This is a genomic window from Streptomyces sp. NPDC005811, assembly GCF_040630405.1.
GTDB lineage: Bacteria > Actinomycetota > Actinomycetes > Streptomycetales > Streptomycetaceae > Streptomyces.
The window spans coordinates 90385-108838 of record NZ_JBEXXK010000043.1 but is presented as its reverse complement, the minus strand read 5'-3'; the positions used below and the strand labels follow the sequence as shown (position 1 = coordinate 108838).

Annotated in this window: 15 protein-coding genes and 2 pseudogenes; 8 read left to right on the top strand and 9 right to left on the bottom strand. The window is 66.8% G+C overall.

Annotated elements, in window-relative coordinates; genetic code table 11:
• Window positions 1-449: 449 nt before the first annotated feature.
• The 3 genes from ABZ490_RS36495 to ABZ490_RS36485 form a co-directional block, all read right to left on the bottom strand.
• Window positions 450-995 (bottom strand): 2,4'-dihydroxyacetophenone dioxygenase family protein, encoded by a 546-nt coding sequence (locus ABZ490_RS36495; protein ID WP_359000263.1) that lies wholly within the window; start codon window positions 993-995, stop codon window positions 450-452.
• A 228-nt stretch (window positions 996-1223) separates the two neighbouring features.
• Window positions 1224-1898, bottom strand: coding sequence for a response regulator transcription factor (locus ABZ490_RS36490; protein ID WP_359000260.1), 675 nt, complete (start codon window positions 1896-1898; stop codon window positions 1224-1226).
• On the bottom strand, window positions 1895-3517 hold the full coding sequence (locus tag ABZ490_RS36485; protein ID WP_359000257.1) for a GAF domain-containing sensor histidine kinase: 1623 nt from the start codon (window positions 3515-3517) through the stop codon (window positions 1895-1897). Before ABZ490_RS36485 ends, ABZ490_RS36490 begins: the two co-directional genes overlap by 4 nt.
• A 388-nt stretch (window positions 3518-3905) precedes the next feature.
• On the opposite strand from ABZ490_RS36485, the gene ABZ490_RS36480 reads away from it, so the two are divergent.
• From ABZ490_RS36480 to ABZ490_RS36460, 5 genes are all read left to right on the top strand, one after another.
• The gene (locus ABZ490_RS36480; protein ID WP_359000254.1) at window positions 3906-4655 is read left to right on the top strand and encodes a PIG-L deacetylase family protein; all 750 of its coding nucleotides are present in this window, start codon (window positions 3906-3908) and stop codon (window positions 4653-4655) included.
• Between the two features lie 352 nt (window positions 4656-5007).
• Window positions 5008-5661 carry a ferredoxin reductase gene (locus ABZ490_RS36475; protein ID WP_359000251.1) on the top strand — a complete coding sequence of 218 codons (654 nt, stop codon included), beginning with the start codon at window positions 5008-5010 and terminating at the stop codon, window positions 5659-5661.
• Window positions 5658-6365, top strand: a complete 708-nt coding sequence (locus tag ABZ490_RS36470; protein WP_359000249.1) for an alpha/beta fold hydrolase — start codon at window positions 5658-5660, stop codon at window positions 6363-6365. The genes ABZ490_RS36475 and ABZ490_RS36470 overlap by 4 nt, the downstream gene beginning before the upstream one ends.
• Before the next feature lie 447 nt (window positions 6366-6812).
• Window positions 6813-7502, top strand: coding sequence for a 4-carboxy-4-hydroxy-2-oxoadipate aldolase/oxaloacetate decarboxylase (locus tag ABZ490_RS36465; protein ID WP_359000246.1), 690 nt, complete (start codon window positions 6813-6815; stop codon window positions 7500-7502).
• Window positions 7503-7514: 12 nt separating this feature from the next.
• Window positions 7515-8174: a GntR family transcriptional regulator gene (locus tag ABZ490_RS36460; RefSeq protein WP_359000244.1), complete on the top strand. Its 660-nt coding sequence runs from the start codon at window positions 7515-7517 to the stop codon at window positions 8172-8174.
• A gap of 481 nt (window positions 8175-8655) precedes the next feature.
• Here the strand turns inward: ABZ490_RS36460 and ABZ490_RS36455 are convergent, their stop codons facing one another.
• The 3 genes from ABZ490_RS36455 to ABZ490_RS36445 form a co-directional block, all read right to left on the bottom strand.
• On the bottom strand, window positions 8656-9285 hold the full coding sequence (locus ABZ490_RS36455) for a TetR family transcriptional regulator (protein WP_359000241.1): 630 nt from the start codon (window positions 9283-9285) through the stop codon (window positions 8656-8658).
• A gap of 848 nt (window positions 9286-10133) precedes the next feature.
• A complete protein-coding gene (locus ABZ490_RS36450; RefSeq protein ID WP_359000238.1) occupies window positions 10134-10751 on the bottom strand; it encodes a hypothetical protein in 618 nt (205 codons plus the stop codon).
• A 215-nt stretch (window positions 10752-10966) separates the two neighbouring features.
• Window positions 10967-11500, bottom strand: coding sequence for a 2,4'-dihydroxyacetophenone dioxygenase family protein (locus tag ABZ490_RS36445; RefSeq protein ID WP_359000236.1), 534 nt, complete (start codon window positions 11498-11500; stop codon window positions 10967-10969).
• Window positions 11501-11791: 291 nt separating this feature from the next.
• On the opposite strand from ABZ490_RS36445, the gene ABZ490_RS36440 reads away from it, so the two are divergent.
• Window positions 11792-12643: an IS5 family transposase gene (locus ABZ490_RS36440; RefSeq protein WP_359000233.1), complete on the top strand. Its 852-nt coding sequence runs from the start codon at window positions 11792-11794 to the stop codon at window positions 12641-12643.
• Window positions 12644-12888: 245 nt separating this feature from the next.
• Here ABZ490_RS36440 and ABZ490_RS36435 read toward each other — a convergent pair.
• From ABZ490_RS36435 to ABZ490_RS36425, 3 genes and pseudogenes are all read right to left on the bottom strand, one after another.
• Window positions 12889-14371: pseudogene (locus ABZ490_RS36435) on the bottom strand (IS1182 family transposase).
• 75 nt (window positions 14372-14446) lie between these two features.
• On the bottom strand, window positions 14447-14800 hold the full coding sequence (locus ABZ490_RS36430) for a ClpX C4-type zinc finger protein (protein WP_359000230.1): 354 nt from the start codon (window positions 14798-14800) through the stop codon (window positions 14447-14449).
• Between the two features lie 122 nt (window positions 14801-14922).
• A pseudogene (locus ABZ490_RS36425) lies at window positions 14923-15078 on the bottom strand (transposase); the annotation flags it as partial.
• Window positions 15079-15406: 328 nt separating this feature from the next.
• Here ABZ490_RS36425 and ABZ490_RS36420 point away from each other — a divergent pair.
• On the top strand, window positions 15407-16705 hold the full coding sequence (locus tag ABZ490_RS36420; RefSeq protein ID WP_359000228.1) for a helix-turn-helix domain-containing protein: 1299 nt from the start codon (window positions 15407-15409) through the stop codon (window positions 16703-16705).
• 979 nt (window positions 16706-17684) lie between these two features.
• Window positions 17685-18323 (top strand): response regulator transcription factor, encoded by a 639-nt coding sequence (locus ABZ490_RS36415; RefSeq protein WP_359000225.1) that lies wholly within the window; start codon window positions 17685-17687, stop codon window positions 18321-18323.
• Window positions 18324-18454: the final 131 nt, after the last annotated feature.

Sequence of the window (18454 nt, the reverse complement as noted above, 5' to 3'; positions counted from 1 at the left end):
TCTCAGCGGCCCTGAGCAGGCCATTTACCCCGATGACCGGCACATTCCCGTCCTCGGAGTCATCTATGCAGGCATTACGGCTTGCTCCTTGAGCGCTGCTTCAACCAGCTCAAGGGCTTCCGCGGCATCGCCACCAGATACGAGAAGACCGCCACTTCCTACGAAGCGGCGGTCAAGCTCGCGTCGTTCCTGCTCTATCCCCAGCCCAGAGTCGGTTCCCTTCCAAGGTAACGGCCGGACCACAAAGTTTCGTAGTCCGGTTCTCAGAAGGGTGCCGTGCGTGTTTCTCCGGCGTTCCGACTCCAGGGATGTCACACGACCCGCCACGCGAGGGCACAGCGGCCCGACCCACAAGGTGTCGGGCCGACGACGCGGCATCGGTGACAAGCCCGCTCCAGTGCCGGCCCGCGGTACCCGCCCCGCCCCTGGCGAGACCCCGCCCCATCTGGTTACAGATACAGCTTCTTGTTGATGGGAATGCCGTTCTCCCGGCAGTACGTCTCATAGTGGTTGATGTACCACCACACGTCCAGCGTCTCCAGGAACTCGCCCTGGTCGTCGAAGAAGTCGATCGGCCCCTGCAGCCACCCGAACAGCTTCACACCATCCGGATGGTCGCTGACCAACGTGTGCGACAGTCCCGGCGTCTCGTAGATGAAGCTCCCCGGCCCCGCCACCCAGTCGTACTCCAGGTACCGGCAGCTGCCCTCGAGACACACCATCACCACGGTTCCCCGGTGGTTGTGCGTCCCGACCACCCCGGGACCCTTGATCCACAGGATGTTGCTGAACGTGTTGCTGCGCACGTCGAACGCCAGGTGCCGGATGGCCGCGCCCTCCCCGAAGGGAACCCACGGGCTCTCCTCTTCCGACATCCCCACGTGACTGCCGTCCACTCCGTACCGCTCGATCACGTCCCGGTACAGCTGCGGGGTCTCGACGATCTTGTACGCCGTGGAGGGCGCCTTCAGCCCATCCGTCTCCAACTCGGACATTACGATGCCTCCTTGCATCCGAAATCGGAAAGCGCGTCCCGTGGCTTCCCGTCGGCCTCTCGTGGGGGAGGTCCCTCCCCCACCTGAGGCGTTCCTGTGAGCGTAGGTCGCTGCGCGTTCCGGGTCGCGCGTCGCCGGACCCGTTCCTTCCGGTCCACTCCGCCGAGCAGGACCGCGACATTTGTCTCGGAAGGACACCTCGCCGCCTCTATACGTGCCCAGGGGGTCTCAGCTGGTCGGCGGCGGAACCAATCCCTGGTGCACGGCGAACAACGCGGCCTGCGTGCGGGACGTCATCCGGAGTTTGCGCAGCACGTTACTGACGTGTGAACGTGCAGTGCGTTCACTGATCACCAGCGCGTCGGCGATCTCCTGGTTCGATCGCCCCCTGCCCACGAGGACAAGGACGTCCCGTTCCCGCCCCGTCAGCGCTCCGATCCCTGTAGGAGGCGAGACGATGTGCTGGGTGAGCCCTCGGGTCACCGCGGGGTCGAGGAACACCTCACCTCTGGCGGCCGCACGTATCGCGGAGACCACCTCGCCGGGCTCCGCGTCCTTGAGAAGGTAGCCAGCCGCTCCTTGGGCAAGCGCGGAGTGTACGCGCTCCATCTCCCCGAAACTGGTGAGCACCACGATCCTGAGCTCGGGATATCGCTGCTTGATCGCCCCGATGGCGGTCGGGCCGTCCATCCTGGGCATGAGGAGGTCGATCAGCACGACATCCGGAAGCTGCTCGTTCACCGCCATCCGCTCCAGGCACGCGAGTGCCTCCTGTCCGTTCGCGGCCTCCTCGGCGACCTCCATGTCGTCCAAAACGTCCAGGTAGGCCCGGATGCCACGACGGACCACAGCGTGATCGTCGACGATGAGCACCCGGATCGGTACCGCTTCGGCCCCGTTCACCGTGGCACCGTCAACGGGTCGGTGGCTTCGTCGGCCGGCTGCGTCGGGACCGACTCCGGCAGTTGGACGGGCAGCGGTAGGACCGCCCGCACTGTCGTACCTCGTCCCGAGCGCGACCTGATCTTCAGGGTGCCGCCCCATCGTTCCGCCCTTTCCCGCATGGTAGTGAGTCCGTATCCGTGGTCACGGGCCCCTTCCGGGCCCTTCTGATGGCCATCCGCGCCGGTGCCGGTGTCGGGCGTATCGCCCGCAGTGCCTGTTCCATCGTCGGAGATGGTGGCTGCGAGGGTGTGGTCCCGCACGGTCATCCGAACGGTGAGGGTGGTGGCGTCGGCGTGCTTGACAACGTTATGGATGGCCTCGGCCGTGATCCGGTAGACGTCTTCGGCGAGTTCCGGGCCCAGCATGTCCAGCCTCTTCGAGAACGCCGACCTGCAGTCCAGGCCGGTGCGGTTCTCCGTACTGCGCAGGAGCGCCCGTATCGCTTCCTCCAGGCCAAGCCGGGTGAAGGGGGACGGTCTCAGCTCGTGGACCATGGCGCGCAAGTCGGCCAGGACCGTCTGGGACAGTGCCCCCACCTCGTCCGCGAACTGCTGTACGGCTGCGGCGGGTATCTGCCCTCCTCGACCGCCCAGAACCCCGATCGCGTTGGCCTGCATGCCCATAGAAAACACTTGCTGGACGATCGAATCGTGCAGATCTCGGGCGAGGCGCTGCCGCTCGTCCTGGCGGGCACCATCACGCTCTCGCTGCAGCAACGTGGCGTAGTCGACAGCCAGCGCGGCCTGCTCAGCCATGGCGGCCAGGAACTCGAGAGTACGGCCGCCAATCTCCTGGCCCGGCGTGTAGTAGGCGTTCAGAACCCCTTCGGCTCGACCCCGGACCATGAGGGGCACGCTGACGAAGGAGTCCCAGGCGAGTTCGCCGAGGTAGGCGTGTAGGGGCTCCCAGACGGGATCCGAGCGGATCTGCGCCCACCGGTGGGGAACGGCTATCGGTTTGCCTTCCCGTACAGCGTCAAGCATGCATAGCCTCGCCCCCCTGTCGCGACACTCGAGTAGACGGTCGAGGAAACGGTCCCAGTGCCGCAGTCCGGCGGATCCCAGCAGCCGCAGTTCCTTGCCCGCGCTATCGAGGATCAGGATCTGCACACCCGCCAGGCCGTCCGTCTGGACGATCTGCTGGGCCACCGCGTCCAGCGTCGCGCCGAGTGCCCCCTCGGAGGCCAGTCCGATCGAGGTGCGAGCGATTGCGGCAAGCCGACGGTGCCGCTGCCACACATCGGTCACGTCACGGAACGACACGACCGTCAGCGTCGGGTCAGCAGACACCCGACGGGCGCGGTACGCGAACTCACGCGTCGACCCCGAGGCGGATCCCCAGCACACCACCTGCTCGTCGGATCGGTCTTCCAGGAGTCCCACCTGTGACGACGCTGATCGCTCGGTGAGCTCGAAAGGCGACCGGATCCCGATCAGGTCCGCTTCCAGCCTCCCGCCGCAAAGGGCCACAGCCTCGGGGTTGAGCTGCACGAAGCAGCCCGAACCGTCGATCAGGGCGAGGCCATCCGGCGCGGCGAAGGCGACGTCGCCCCAGCTGACCAAGGGGAGAGCTGACATGATCAATCTCCTCAACCGATGCCGCCACCGTCGAGTGGCCGCGCCGACCGGTCGGTCCGACCGCGGGGCATGCTTGATCAAGATTTCCGCGCCGGAAACCAGCCATGGCGGATGGGCAGGCGGGTAATGCGACAACAACATCGTAGCCCGCGACCAGAGGCCTCGATCTAAGTCATTTGACCTGTTCTCTGCTGGCCGAAGCTCCTGGCTGGACGCGTCATTGCTCGCGTTCCGCCGCAGGCGGCCGCCCCCCTAGCGTGGGTGTCGCCCCTGCGGGCCCGGGCCGAGGACTCCCCCATGTTCGGTTCGGGCCTGCAGGAGGTTCTGTCGCCGCCGGATGGCTGGAGTACCTGCCCCGGCCTCTTCCTACAATTCCCAGGAGCCCGTGATGAGCACCTCTGCCTCCGCCCCGGCCGACGGCCCGCTGCTGGTGATCAGCGCGCACGCCGGAGACTTCGTCTGGCGGGCCGGCGGCGCCCTGGCGCTGGCAGCAGAGCGGGGGCAGCAGGCCAAGGTGTTGTGTCTCAGCTTCGGCGAGCGCGGCGAGTCCGCCCGAGCCTGGCGGGACGGTCTCGGACTCGACCAGATCAAGGCCCTTCGCCGCGCTGAGGCCACCAGCGCCGCGGAGGCGCTCGGAGCGGAGATCGACTTCCTGGACGCCGGAGACTACCCGCTGACCGAGACCCCGGAACTCGTGGACCGCATCGTGCGCGTGTACCGGGAGGTCGACCCGGCGGTCGTCCTCACCCACACGCTCGTCGACCCGTACAACGGCGATCACCCCGCCGCTGCCCGGATGGCGCTGCAGGCCCGCATCCTGGCCCAGGCGATCGGCTACGACGCCCCGGGCGAGCCGCTCGGCGCGCCGCCCGTGTTCTCCTTCGAACCCCACCAGCCTGAGCAGTGCGACTTCAAGCCCGACGTGCTGCTCGACATCACCCCGGTCTTCGAACGCAAGCGCAAGGCCATGGAGTGCCTCGCCGCGCAGCAGCACATGTGGGACTACTACACCGACTTGGCGAAGCGTCGCGGTGTCCAGCTCAAGCGCAACGCCGGTCCCAACCTCGGTCTCGCGCACACGACGATGGCCGAGGCATACGTCCGCCTTTACCCCCAGACCGTGAACGTCCTGGCGTGACTGCACAACACAGTGACGTGCAGTGGTTCGTGAACATTCGGGTTGCTCCCGGTGAGGTGATCCGATGGCGGGATCACCCGAGCCGTTTCGGCACAGGTCAACGCGCGGTGGCGTAATGACTGCCTTTGTACCGGCTCTCCGTCGGGAACGACTACTGAGAGTCACATGGATTGTCGCACGCGCCAAGGAGATGATCGATGTGATGTCCTGGCCTCCGACGGATCCGCAGCCCGCAGCAGGCACCCCAGCCCCCGACAGCACAACGCCTGACGACGGCATCCCGGTCACTGTCCTGTCACGGTCCTCGGCCGCCGCAGGCATAGTGATACTGGACCTGGGGCCGGTCTCCGACATGTCGTTGCCGGTCTGGGAGCCTGGCGCGCACATCGAGGTTGTCCTGCCGTCGGCACAGGTCCTGCGGTACGCACTGTGCGGCTCCCCACTACAGACCGACGGCTGGCGGATCGCCGTGCCCCGGACATCCGGTCGGGGCCGCACAGCGGACTGGCTTGACGAGCACGCCTGGGTGGGATTCGAACTGCGGGTCCGTGGCCCATTCAACGACTTCCCGCTATACCCGGCGCCGCACTACCTGTTCGTCGCCCATGGCATCGGCATCGCCCCCCTGCTGCCGATGGTCGCCCGCGCCGACGCGTCCGGCGCCGACTGGTCCCTCCTCTACGGGGGACGGAGCCGACCGGCGATGGCTTTCCTGTCCGAGCTGCTCCATTACCGGGAACGCGTGGTCATCTGGCCGGAGGACCGGTACGGGCCTCTAGGCCTCGCCGGGTTCCTCGGCGACCCCGCTCCCTCCACGCTCGTGTACTGCTGTGGTACCGGCGAGCTGCTCACCACCGTCCAAGACTACTGCGCTGCGTGGCAACCAGGAGCCCTCCACCTGCGGGAGTCCGCCCTACGGACCACCCCCGGTACCGATGAGCGCGACGAACTGCCTGCCGTGCCTCGGATTGGGCGGGGGCCGCGAGCGACTGGGCACCGCTCGTGAACACCTTCGTCCTGGTCCATGGTGCCTGGCATGGGGGGTGGGTATGGCGGAATACCGAAGCACACCTCCGTGCCGTCGGACACCACACCTACGCACCGACCCTAACGGGACTCAGTGACAGGGCTCATCTGCTCGACCCCCAGGTCAGCCTGACGACGCACGTCGAGGACATCGTCGCGCTGATCGTGGCTCACGACTTGCGAGAGGTTGTGCTGGTCGGACACGGCTACGGAGGTCAGGTCGTTACGGGAGCTGCGGACCGGCTGGCAGAGCGGCTGGCCAGACGAGTGCATGTGGACGCATTCGTCGGCGGTGACGGAGACTCGGCGATCAGTCTGTTGCCGGCGGCTGTCGCCGCGGAGCACCGGGAGCGGGTCTCCCTGGCCGGCTTTGGGTGGCTCGTTCCCGTCCCGTCGGCGAAGGCGCTGGACGGTGATGCCCGGAACGGCGTCGACAGGGCTCTCCCCCGGCTCACCGCGCAACCCTGGCGTTCGTACACGGAACCGCTGAGCCTCGCTGGTCAGGCGGACCTGGTACCCGGCGTCTTCGTCGAATGCACCGATGGCATGGGGGTGTGCGCCTCTCAGGCCCGGCGTGCCGCCGCACGCGGATGGCCGGTACACCGCGTCGAGGCCCGGCACGACGCCATGCTCACAGTTCCACGGACGCTAGTCGATGTGCTGCTCCGGATCGTGGGGTCGTAATCGTGTCCATGCTTACCAGCACGGTTCGGCCACAGCGGAATCTCCAGGCGGTCCCACTGTTCGTCGACTTCCGAGGACGCCCGTCGCTGACGGCCACCCAGCGCCTGGCCTTCGGGGCGGCTCCTCGGCGACGCGATCCGCAGTTACCCGAAGGCGCCACCGTCGCCATGCTCGGGACGGATGGTGGGCTGGGGCAACGAACTGTTCACGTGGCTGATCGTGCACGGCGGCCCAGGACCATGCGTCCGCAGGGTGCGCGAGACCCACCACGTGGGTGGGCAGGACAACGCCGTCCGCCTGGTCCTGTTCGAGTCGCTGAGCCAGGACGCCGCCCTATCCAGCATGTCCGCGTCCCACCATTGCCCGTCGGCATATCGGACGCCAGCAATCGTCGGCTCCTGCGAGCCGCCTGATCACCTGTTCCGAAACCCATCACCTGGAGGAGCCATGGCCGGCCGACACGTCGTCGTCAGCAACATCACCAGAACCGATCCGAAGATCGTCGCCCGACTTGCCGAAGCCGGTGTGTCGACGATCCACGAGGCCATGGGCCGTCGCGGCTACGCCGGGACGGAGCTGCGGCCGAACCAGGCGGATGTCCGGATCGCGGGCACCGCGGTGACAGTCAGCTCGCACCCGGGGGACAACCTGATGATCCATGCGGCGGTGGAGACGTGCCAGCCCGGGGACATCCTCGTGGTGACCACCACCTCGCCGTCCACCGACGGCATGTTCGGTGAGCTGCTGGCCACATCCCTCGCCGCGCGCGGGGTGATCGGACTGGTCACCGGCGCAGGGGTTCGCGACGCGGCCGAGCTGCGGGAGATGGGATTCCATGTCTGGTCGCGCGCCATCTCCGCCCAGGGCACGGTGAAGGCTTCCCCGGGCTCGGTCAACGTGCCGGTTCCTCTGGGCGGAGTGCTGGTGTCCCCGGGTGACGTCGTCGTCGCCGACGACGACGGTGTCGTGGTGGTACCCCGTGAGGAGGCGGAGCAGACAGCAGTGCGGGCAGCAGAACGGACCGCGAAGGAGGCCGCCACACGCGACGTCCTGCGTTCGGGTGAACTCGGCGTCGACTATTACAGGCTGCGCACCCTGCTCAAGGACCTCGGCGTCCAATACGTGGACCAGGCATAGTCCGCGCGGACCATGAGGACAGAGAAAACGGCCTCGGAAACCCGGATCGCGACCGCGATTCGGGCGGAGATCCTGCGCGGCACTCTCGTGCCCGGGCAGCGCCTCGTCGAGGTGGACATGTGCGAGCGGTTCGCCGCCAGCCGATCGGTCGTGCGTCTCGCACTCCGGCAGCTGGCGGCGGAGCGACTCATCGAGATCCGACGCAACCGTGGCGCATGCGTCCAAGCGGTCTCCCTGGCCGAGGCCGCGGACGTTCTGGAGGCCCGGATGACGCTCGAAGGCCTGGTGGCCGCTCGCGCGGCGCAGCGGGCCGATCGTGCGCAGACCGACGCTCTGCGCGGGCTGGCAGCGGACTTGTGCGAGGCGTTCGACAGCGGGCACCTGACGCGCTACGACGAACTCAGCGCCCACCTGTTCGAACGAATTCACGACATCGCGGGTCATGAGCCAGCACGACAGCTCATCCAGGAGCTTAGTGCGCGGACTGTTCGCCAGCCGGATGTCGTGTCGCTGACAGGAGACCGGGCCGCCACGTCGCTGCGTGAACTCCTGGACGTCGTCGCAGCTGTCGCCGCCTCGGACCCAGCAGCGGCCGAGGCCGCCATGCGCCGGCACCTTACCGGTGTGGTGGAGTCGTTGCGGTCCTTGGCCGTGGATCGTGCCGAACGCTGACCTCCGGCCGGGTGACATACGCCCCGGCCGGAGGCTCCACCGCTTCCGAAGGTGGCGCCCGGCCTCGACGATCTTCCCGGCCAGCAACCTCGGCCGCGTGAACATCGCCTCGTGACTTCCGGGCAACTCGACGAGCCGGTAGATGCCCAGCCACACGGACGTCCGAAGATGCCACGCCCACTCGCCGGGCGCCAGGCGAATGTCCTCGGTGGCGTAGATGAAGCAACGTGGGACGGACGACTTATACAGAAGCGTTCCAGCGGCAGCTTGTCGGTGAAGGGGACGAACGGTTCGCTGGAGAGCAGTTCGCACACCTGCCGTGCCACTCGATGGCGGTGTCCCTTCGCTGCCATCGGCTCGGCCAGGTGCAGTGGGGCGAGCCCCCCTCCCCCCGGGCGGCTGACGATCGCCTCAGCGTGGACGTGAAGGGCAGCCCCGCCCCATAGCTTCCTCACCCGAACGGTTCAGTGGCTTTTTGGAGCTACTCGCCCCCACGAGCCGATGTGAGCGGCGCCTCCCACAGAGCGACGACCGCGTCGATCAGGTCCGTGGCAGTGTCCTGCCAGTTCAGCCGAGAGGCGGGAGCCCCCGCCGCAATGCTTCGCTCGGTCTCGACACACATCTGCACGATCAGGTGACGTGCCATCAGGGCCCGCACGGTCTTCACTTCGGACGGCAGATCGGGCAGCCACTCGTCGAGGAGCAGCCGCAGCTGCAGTAGCGTCGGAGATGAGTTGGCCGTCTCCACCATGAGGTCGTACAGAGCCGGATCTGCCGCCACCTGGGCGTTGAACCGGGCGTACCAGGAAGGGCTGCCCAGGGCGGCGAGATGTTCGGTAACCGGGCGTACCAGACAAGCAATCAACTGACGCAAGCCGTCGAACTCTTCAACCTCGGCAACCATACGCGCACGGAGGTGCTCGATAGCGTCCGTGTGCCTCTGCGCGATCGCCTGGATCAGGTCGGCCTTCGTGCCGAAGTGGTATCCGACAGCACCGGTGTTGCCCTGTCCTGCGGCAATGCTGATCTGCCGGTTGGAGACCGTGTGAACACCATGCTCGGCGTAGAGACGTTCCGCTGCGGCCAGGATCGCCTCACGGGTCGCTTCCACCTGTTCCTCTCGCAGTCCCCTGGGGCGCACGGCCACCACCTCGCCGGGACATGAGGTCTCCCCCGCGACAGGCGTCCCAGGACTGCCGCAGGGCCCCTACCTACGCGTCGAGGACGGGATTACCAGCATACCTTTCGGCCTGCCTGCCTGCGGGAGGAGCACGGTGCCGACCGCGGCGATTGCCCCCAGCCATTGAGTGGAGGCGATGAGCTGATGCCCCTGCAGCGGAGGGTGCCAACGGACCGAGAAGGCGCGTATCTCGGTCGCATCCGGTGCGGAAGTCGGGCCAACTTCCTGGAGAGCGACCGCACATGGCGGGGACAGTGAACTGTCCGTGGCCGTCGCTGCATGGAGCTGGTCGGCGTACGAAGGCGGTGCTGGCGGACTGATCCGGGGTGCCCGTACAACTCACTGTCACGATCGCGCCCCGCACGCGGGGCCCTGCTGAGGGCTGGCAGCTACAGCCACCAGACCTGTTCGGCCCTTTGGCCTTGGACACGACGCTGTGCCGTCTGTCGGCCCAGCGACGGCAAGACCTCGATGAAGATCGCCAAGGTGCAGCAGCACCTGTGGGCACTCTTCCCCTCGGTTTCAGGAAGGAAGGGGGCCGTGGCCGCTTCATGGGCGCGTTCGGCCTCCACCCGCTGGGTCTCGTACTCCGCAACGTGGGACGTTCGCATCCGTTCCCTTGCCGCCGCACTGGATCAGATACGGGCTCCCTGTTCGCAGAATCCACAACAGGACACCACCGGGTCATCCGTCCGACAGCGATCCGAGCGCACACCTGTCGGTCGGCGTGCGCTCGGGCTTGGCCGTCGGGACGACCGGCGCTGGGACCACTTATCCGCTTACTTGCCGAACCTCGCTGCGGGACCGACGCGAGGCACGGACCAGGGGCGGTTTCCGAGCGCGTCCAGGAACGACGTCAGCTGGAGGAAGAAGGCACCGTGCCATACAAAGGTGCCGATGATGATATCCATGCCGAGACCGTGGCTGAAGAAGCCCGGGTGGAAGTCAGGGAAGTTCCCGGGGGTCCACCACAGCAGTCCCACCACTGACATTCCCACGCCGACCAGCTGGCCGGTGATGAAGTTACCGAGCCGCGTGGAAGGAAGGGGAAGCAGGGGACGGATCAGGAACGCGTACGCGAGGCCGAAGACGAAGCCGTTGATCGAGGTGGCCAGGTAGCCGAGGAGGTATCTGGTCACGTCACTGGCCTCGGGGGCGATCAGATGACCACTGAACCTCGACCAGTCGATCTTGCTGAGCCCGATCATCCCGTACCAGAAACCGCTGATCAGAGCGAACTGACTGGCCGCGAAGGCGGCGAGCATGGCGTGGGCGACGGGACGGGGGGTACCGTCCGCGCTGACGGCAAGGGTCTGGTCGGCGGAGCGCGGGGAGGTGTTCGGCGTGTCCGACTGGGAGTCGGACGCTGAGGTGGACAGGGTCTCGTTGGCGGTCATGGAAGTCCTTCTTCCAGTCGGAGTAATAGGAGGATCGGGACGGGGCCAGGCAGGACACTGCTGGTGTGGTCGGGCCGCTGCCACTTCGCGCCCGGGAGATCGGGTCGGGTCACGGATGGCGCTCGTGTCTGTGCGCGCAGCCCCAGGGCTGCTGGGCACCTGCCTGATCCAGAGCTGTGGGTTCGGCGCGGGCTCGGCCGGGCCCAAGAACCTGATCACCGGAAGAGCGAGTTCACATACTCCGCGCCAAGACCGACCCTTTCGTAGTGTGTGCGGCACAGCTCGATGTAGTCGTGGACGTCGAAGTAGCCGTCGGGCTCACCGTTCTCGTCCAGCCAGATCAGCGGCCCTTTGACGATGAAGAACGCCTTCATCGGTTCGTCGCTCTCGTACGCCACCAGCGTGTGTCCCTCGCCCGGTGCCTCGTAGACGAAGTCACCGGCGCGCGCGGTCCACGGCCGCTCCAGGTAGCCCCACTTGCCGGAGATCGTGTACGCGAACACCTCGTGCGGGTGGTAGTGCCGGTTGACCAGCCCCGCCTCCTTGGCCCGCAGAATGTCGGCCCACGAGTTGTCCTTGACGTTGATCCACAGCGGGCGCGAGCCGACGGTCTCGGTGAACGGCACGTAGTAGCGGTCGTCGTCGGTGGCCACCTGTGACAGATAGACCTCCGGCAGCGCGTCCGGCTTGAAAGAGTTCTGGATCGGCTTGAGGTCCTTCCAGAATTCGGACCTGGCCTCCTCGGGCATGGCGCGGCTCCATTTCGTTGGGGTGGCCGACAGTGAACCGGACAGTCGACGTGGGGTCTTTCCTCTGGCAGACATCGCGCATTGCCTGTTTGGGACCCCCGCATGTCCCTCTCCGCCGGCAACCCGGCGGGGTCTCATGAACGTCCATGGCGGTCGACACCCCGTGCGAAGGTCACGGCCCGGCCGCCTTGCGCGTGGAACACATGCACCGCTAAGAGAGCATCTGATCTAGGTAGTTGATGGTTAGGGGTGATTTTGTGACTGCTGGCGTGGGTGGTCGTTGAACGACGCGTGAGTGCTCGACGTCCGTACCGCAGTGACGTGTCCGATGCCCGCTGGGCCTTGATCGAACCGGTCTTCACGGCTTGGCGAGCCAGACGGACCGGCCCCGGCACAGCGGCCCGGGTGCACGAGCTACGGGAGATCGTCAACGCGATCCTCTACGTCAATCGCACCGGCATCCCGTGGGAGTATCTGCCGCACGACTTCCCGCCGTACAAGACCGTCTACGACTACTACGCGAAGTGGGAATCGGACGGCACAACCCAGCAGGTCCACGACCTGTTACGTGACAAAGCCCGCCGCGCCCACGGCCGCAGCACGGAGCCGACTGCGGCCGTGATCGACGCGCAGAGCGTGAAGACCTCGGCAAACGTGGCCGAGACCAGCCAGGGCATTGACGCCGGCAAGAAGATCAAAGGACGCAAACGGCACCTGATCACCGACACGCTCGGTCTCGTCCTGGCCGTCCTGATCACCGCCGCGAACGTGCACGACACCACCGGAGGCAAGCTCCTACTCGACGACCTGGCCGCAGCCCATCCCGGCGTGACCAAGGTCTGGGCCGACGGCGGATACCAGACCAGCATCTTCAACCACGGCGCCCGACTGGGCATCGATGTGGAGGTGGTGCAGCGGCCACGGACGAAGGGGTTCGAACCGCTGCCGAAGAGGTGGGTGATCGAGCGAACCTTCGGCTGGCTGATGCAGCACCGCCGCCTGGCGCGCGACTACGAAGCCCTGCCGGAGAGATCCCGGACGGTGATCCACTGGGCCATGGCTAACAAAATGTCCCGCGAACTGACGGGAGAATCCACGCCAACCTGGCGAATCGAAACGGACAATACCGCCATTTCGATGTGAATGTTGATCAGATGCTCTCTAACCGGTCCTAACAAAGGCGCGTACGCGGGTGATGGCGTAGGCGACGAAGACGCCGATCTGGCACTTCTCGGTGCGGCTAGGAGCGTGTCTCAGTAACGGGCAACGGACCGGGTGGTCGTGATCGCTGGAATCGCCCGCGGCCGCCCGGCGGGTTGTCCTGCGGCGGCGGTGGCCGGTCTTTCCGGTTCGGGAATCGACCGGACGAGGGCTGACGGCCGGGTCGGTCAGGCGATCGCCGCGGTGAGACCAGTCGATCCGGCGTGTCGGAAGATCTTGCGGAAGTTGTGGCAGGCGGCCAGCAGGCGCCACTCGCCTCGGGCACCGTCCTCGCCGCGCAGGAGTAGCTGGCGGCCGTTGTGGCAGGTCATGATCTGGCCGAAGACGGGTTCGACGATGGCCTTTCGGCGGCTGTAGGCGGCCCGGCCGGGCTTGGTGCGCAGCTTGCGGGCCATGCGTTCCTTTAAGTTGGCGTCCTTGGGGGATGCGTCCGCGGGGTGCGGGCGGGACCTGTTCGTCGTGGGATAGGCGGCCGGTGGCCATGAACGTGTTGGTGCCGCAGGCCAGTTGGCGCTCTTGGGCGGCTTCGAGGTTGGTCTCGGAGCAGTATCCGGCGTCGACGAGTGCCTGCTTGGGGTGGTGACCGGTGTTGGCGGCGGACTGGTTGAGCATGCTGGTGTAGTTCAGCGCGTCCGAGGGGTTGGTCGTGACGTCGGCGGCGGTGATGACCTGGTGTTTCTCATCGACGACGGCTCGGGCGTTGTATGCCTGGATGTAGGCGCCGTCGCTGTTCTTCATGATCCGAGAGTCGGGGTCGGTGAAGTTGGCCTGGACCTTCGGCTTGGGCCTCGCCTTCGCGGCGGCCTGCTCGCCCGCGTCGGTGACGGCCTGATCGTCGCTGACGCCGGTGCGGTCCTGGCGGCGGCGTTCCTTGTCCTCGGCATGGCGGCGGGCCTTCTCGGCGGCCTCGACCTCGATCTGAGCACGGGCGGCCTGCAGCCTGGCGAGCCGCTTTTCGCGTCGGTCCAGCTCAGCGGGCAGGTCACTCTCCTTGCCGTCGACGCCGAAGGCCTGGTCCTCGGCGGTGTCGACGTGCTCGGCGTCGGCCAACAGGGCGGCGGCCTTGGCCTCCAGTTCGGCGATCTCGGCCTCGATCCGCTCCTCCTTGTCGACCAGGCGGCCGTAACTCATCGCTTTGTGCTTGGAGGCGCTGGCCTCCAGTTTCGTGCCGTCCAGTGCGACGCGGCCCATCTTGACCATGCCGAGCTTCTGGGCGAGGTGCAGCGACTGGAGGAACAGGTCTGCGAGGGCGTCCAGGTGGCGGCGGCGGAACCGGGCGATCGACCGGAAGTCCGGGGCCTGGCCGGCGGCCAGGAAGCGGAATGCGACATCGTCCACGCACCGGCGCTCGATCGCCCGGGAGGAGCGGATGCCGGTGGTGTAGCCGTAGATCAGCAGTCGCAGCATCAGCCGCGGGTCGTAGGGCGGGAAGCCGCGCTTTTCGGTGTAGTGCGCGAGGATCGGTGAGAGGTCGAGTACCTCGTCGACCAGGTCGGCGACGAACCGGGCCAGATGATCCTCGGGCAGCCAGTCGTCCAGCGACGGCGGCAGCAGCAGGACCTGGTGCGGGTCGAACGCCCGGAACGTCTTGTCCACCGCCGCCGGACGATGCTGCGGCCGCTTCTTCCCGACCGGCTCGACCTCGAACAGCCCATCCCCGCCATGCATACCGGGATCATCCCGCAGAGGAGACCGCGAGATGCGGGCGGGTTGCGCCGGGGCGGGTTACTCCTCGCCGGAGAACCGTTCCCATGCGGACTGGCGGGTGATCCCGAGAGCTTCGCCGATCCTGACCCAGGTGACACCGCGTCGGCGCAGTTCCTGCACCCACGCGCGCAGGTCAGCCTCGGCCTGGTCGATGTGCGCGGCGACGCGCGGAATGTGGCTCAGCATCTCCTCGTCCGTCAGCGACTCCCAGACGGGCACGCGCGGTTTTGCCGGGCTGCCGAGGCTGTCTTCGATGATCGAGGCGGCCAGGGCCACGCACTCGTTGCAGATGTGCACTCCAGCACCGGCGACCAGCTTGTCGACCTCGGTGTCCGGCTTGCCGCAGAAGGAACACCGAGCGAGTTCGGTCACGGTGTCAGGCGATGTCACAGTCACAGCACGCTCCTAGGGTGTCAGGACGATCCTGACACCCTAGGAGCGTCAGGGTCACCCTGACAACTAGCAGGCGACTGCCGTTACTGGGACACGCTCCTAGCGGTGCCGGAGTACTGGCGCTGCACGCCCGCAGATGTAGTGCCTCTCTTAATGAAGCCGGTGTCGTCAAGGATGAGGACTCCGTCGGCCTCGCCGAGCTTGTCGGCAACGTGCGTCTACAGGTCGCCCCGGACGTCGTCGGCATTCCAGGTGGCGCTGCCGACCGGACCAAGCAGGGCGCATACGTAGTCACACATGCGGCGTCGCAGGTCGGCAAGGTCGTCGATCACGCGGGGATGCTGCCCTCATCACCGCACAGACAGTTCTCGATATCATTAGTTGGAGGGGCGGTCCGGCGCAACCACCCCTGTCACGTCAGCAGTCACCTAGACTCCCGGCGATGTCTCTGACCAGGCCACATCGCAAAACGCTGCTGGAGTACCAGCTGGCGAGGCCAACCTCGCCCAGCTCACAGAGAAGTACGACCCCGATGACCGGGGGACGCGGGATGCCTGGGACAGCGTCTTGCTGACCGGTTGCCGCGTGAACGAAATCGTCAAGCTGCGCTGGAACTGGATCGGCCGCGACGGCGGCCTGCCCATGTTCTGGTACGACCAATCCAAGGTCGGCAACTACGACACCGCGATCCGTATCCTCGATAGGCCGCCGACTCATCGACCGCTCGCCCGGACCACGCGGCGGCGGTTCCATGGCGCGCGTCTCCGGGCCGCCAACGTGGCCTGCGGCATCGGGGTATCCTGCCTCATCGCCTGGCGAGAGTCGCAGGCACCGGACAGCTTGGCAGCGAACCACCCAGCTCGGCGGAGTCACGGAAACGCCCTGGGCACGGACGTACCGGCTGGAGAGGGGACCCAGTTGAGCCGACCTGTCGTCTCCCACGTGTCCACACACTCGGTCGATCCGGTGGACCGGATCGGCTTCTGGGAGGAGTACAACCGACAGGCGCTGGTCGGCCTGTCCTGCTCCTCTCATTCCCCGCAGGGGCTGTTGGCCACGCAGACAAACGTCGAGCTGGGTGGCTTGGGATTGGCCGATATCGCCGGAAACGAGCATGTCATAGAGCGGACTCCGCAGACCTGTAGGGCGCTGCCAAAGGACTCCGTCTTCGTCTCGCTGTTGACTGAGGGTGCCGGCCACGCAGTGTTCTTCCACGAGGGCGGCTGCCTCACCCCGCGGACAGGCGACCTGATCCTCTACGACACGCGCCGATCGTACCTGTTCGGCTTTCCATCCCCCATGCGCCAACTGCTGGTGGACATCCCTAGGGAGGTGTTCGAAACAAGATGCGCAACCGGGGAGGTGTCGACGCCCATGCTGTTCGGCCGTGTGTCAGCAGCCGAGGGAGCGCTGGTCTCGGCCCTGGGGGCGGTGCTGAGTGATTGGGCCACAGGGCACGGGAGCGATGACGCGGGGGGTACCGAGGACACCGTACTGGACCTCGTCCGTACACTGGCCGCGCCGAGACTGGGGAGCGCCTCCGCACCCCGTGCAGCAATCTCCCAGCTGGCCGTGGCCAGGGACTACATGGAACGGCACCTGGCCGATCCCGGACTGAGCGCGGGCCGCGTGGCCGAGGCGGTCGGAGTGTCGGCCCGACACCTCAGCCGCATCTTCCAGCCGACCGGAGTGAGCCCCTCCCGCTACATCCTCGAACAGCGGCTTGCCAAGGCACACGAAGAACTCGCCGGCCCCGGCACTCGCCATCTGACGATCGCCGAAGTCGCCCACCACTGGGGTTTCGCCAGCCAGGCCCACTTCACCCGAGTCTTCCGTGACCGTTTCGGAAGAACACCCGGCGAAACGCGCCCGTCCCGTGCATGACGGCAGCGGAACGCTACTCTTGTAAATGCCTGCTTGGGATGGCGGATCGGATTGCCGTGAACCTCGCCTCCGTTCGGCATGTCGCTGCGCCTGCTCGCCCTGCACCATTTGGACAGCTTCGAAGGCGTCGAGCCGCACACGATGCGCCCGCCTGTGTCACCTTCCGGTCCCTGCCAGCCCCGGCGTCGGCGACGGCTGAAAATTTCAGGCATCGCTGACACCCGGCACACCCAACGCCGCATCCATCGGATCGGTCCTGGGCGGAGAAGCGTTCACCACCAGTTGGGCGACCACAACGAACAGAACCGGGCCTGTTTGCCGCCAGGGTGGCGTCACGCGGTGAGGGTGGCCTGACAGCTCGTTCGAACCACACTCCAGGCACCCTTCACCTTGAACACCTGGATTATCGGGACATCAGCGGATACACCGAGAGCAGGGCGGCGCGGCTTCCAGCGATCACCGGAACGTCGGTTTCCCGATCACACGAGAAGACCCTGCCCACCCTCGCGTCTTCACCGATCCACGCACCACCGTCGAGCCCGGCCGCGCCGACACGGTCGCGGAGGCGGACGGGGCCGCTCATCGAGCACCTCGAACAAGCTCCCCACGCCAAGAACCGCTTCCGGATACCTTCATCTCTCGTTGCCAATGCCCCCACCTCGACCGCGAGGCGGCTCCTACCTCGACGTCCCCTGCCGCGCCTGCCCATGCTTGCTGACGTTCTCGACGTGCCTCCACCATCCGCGCCACTGGCAGGGCCGCCGTTATCGGCTCGGCCCGATCATCGCGCTGGGCGCGTTCGCCTCACTCACCCGGGCCACCACCCTCGTTGCCCAAAGAGCGATCGGCAGGCCATGGGCCTTGTCGTCCTCCGGACCGCGAACTAACCTCCTGACTGAACATTCATTTAAGACCGGAGGTGGTCACGGTGAATGCCCTGACTCAACCCGCTACCCGCCCTCTCAACACGGTCCGACCTATGGGCCTGGCCCAGGGCGGGAGCCGCGACGAGACGGCTTGCCGACCACAGCGGGTTCTGGTCGTCGACGAGCGGGAGCTGGTTCAGGCCGGTCTGCGAGCCGTGCTGGCGGGCGAGTCCTGGGTCGGCGCTTGCCTCGGCGCGAGCTCAGCGGACATGGCCTGGGAACTGGCACGTCGACATCATCCCCAACTGCTGTTGCTGAGCATGTCCGTGCAGGGCTGCTCGGGTCTGGAGCTGTGTCGGCAGTTCAAACAGCGCATGCCGCACATCAAGGTCATGCTGATGTCCGGCGAGGGCCGGGTCTCCACGTCCCTCGCGACGTCGAACGGCGCGGTGGGATTCCTGCCCACGGACATGCCCGCAGCGGGCATCGTGTCCATCGTCCGACGTGTGGCCGAGGGGGGGAAGGTGTTCCCCAGGAACCCCGATCCGCCCGAGAACGCGAGATTGTCGAAACGGGAACTGGACGTGCTCAAGCACCTGGTCTCTGGGTTGAGCAACCCGGAGATGGCGGAGCTGCTGAGTCTGTCACGTCACACGGTGAAGCAGCACACCAGCACCGTCTACCGCAAGCTCGGGGTCCGTAACCGGGCCCAGGCGGCCAGCCGGGCCCAGGAACTCGGGCTCGTCGGCTGAACCGGGGCTCCGCGTCCGCCCACGGAGAGCACGTCATCCCCCAGGTGGGCTCTCTTCGCGGTCGAGATCACGCCGATCCGCGGTCGCGCGAAGAACATCCAGGTATGTGGATGTCGAACCAGCCCCACCGC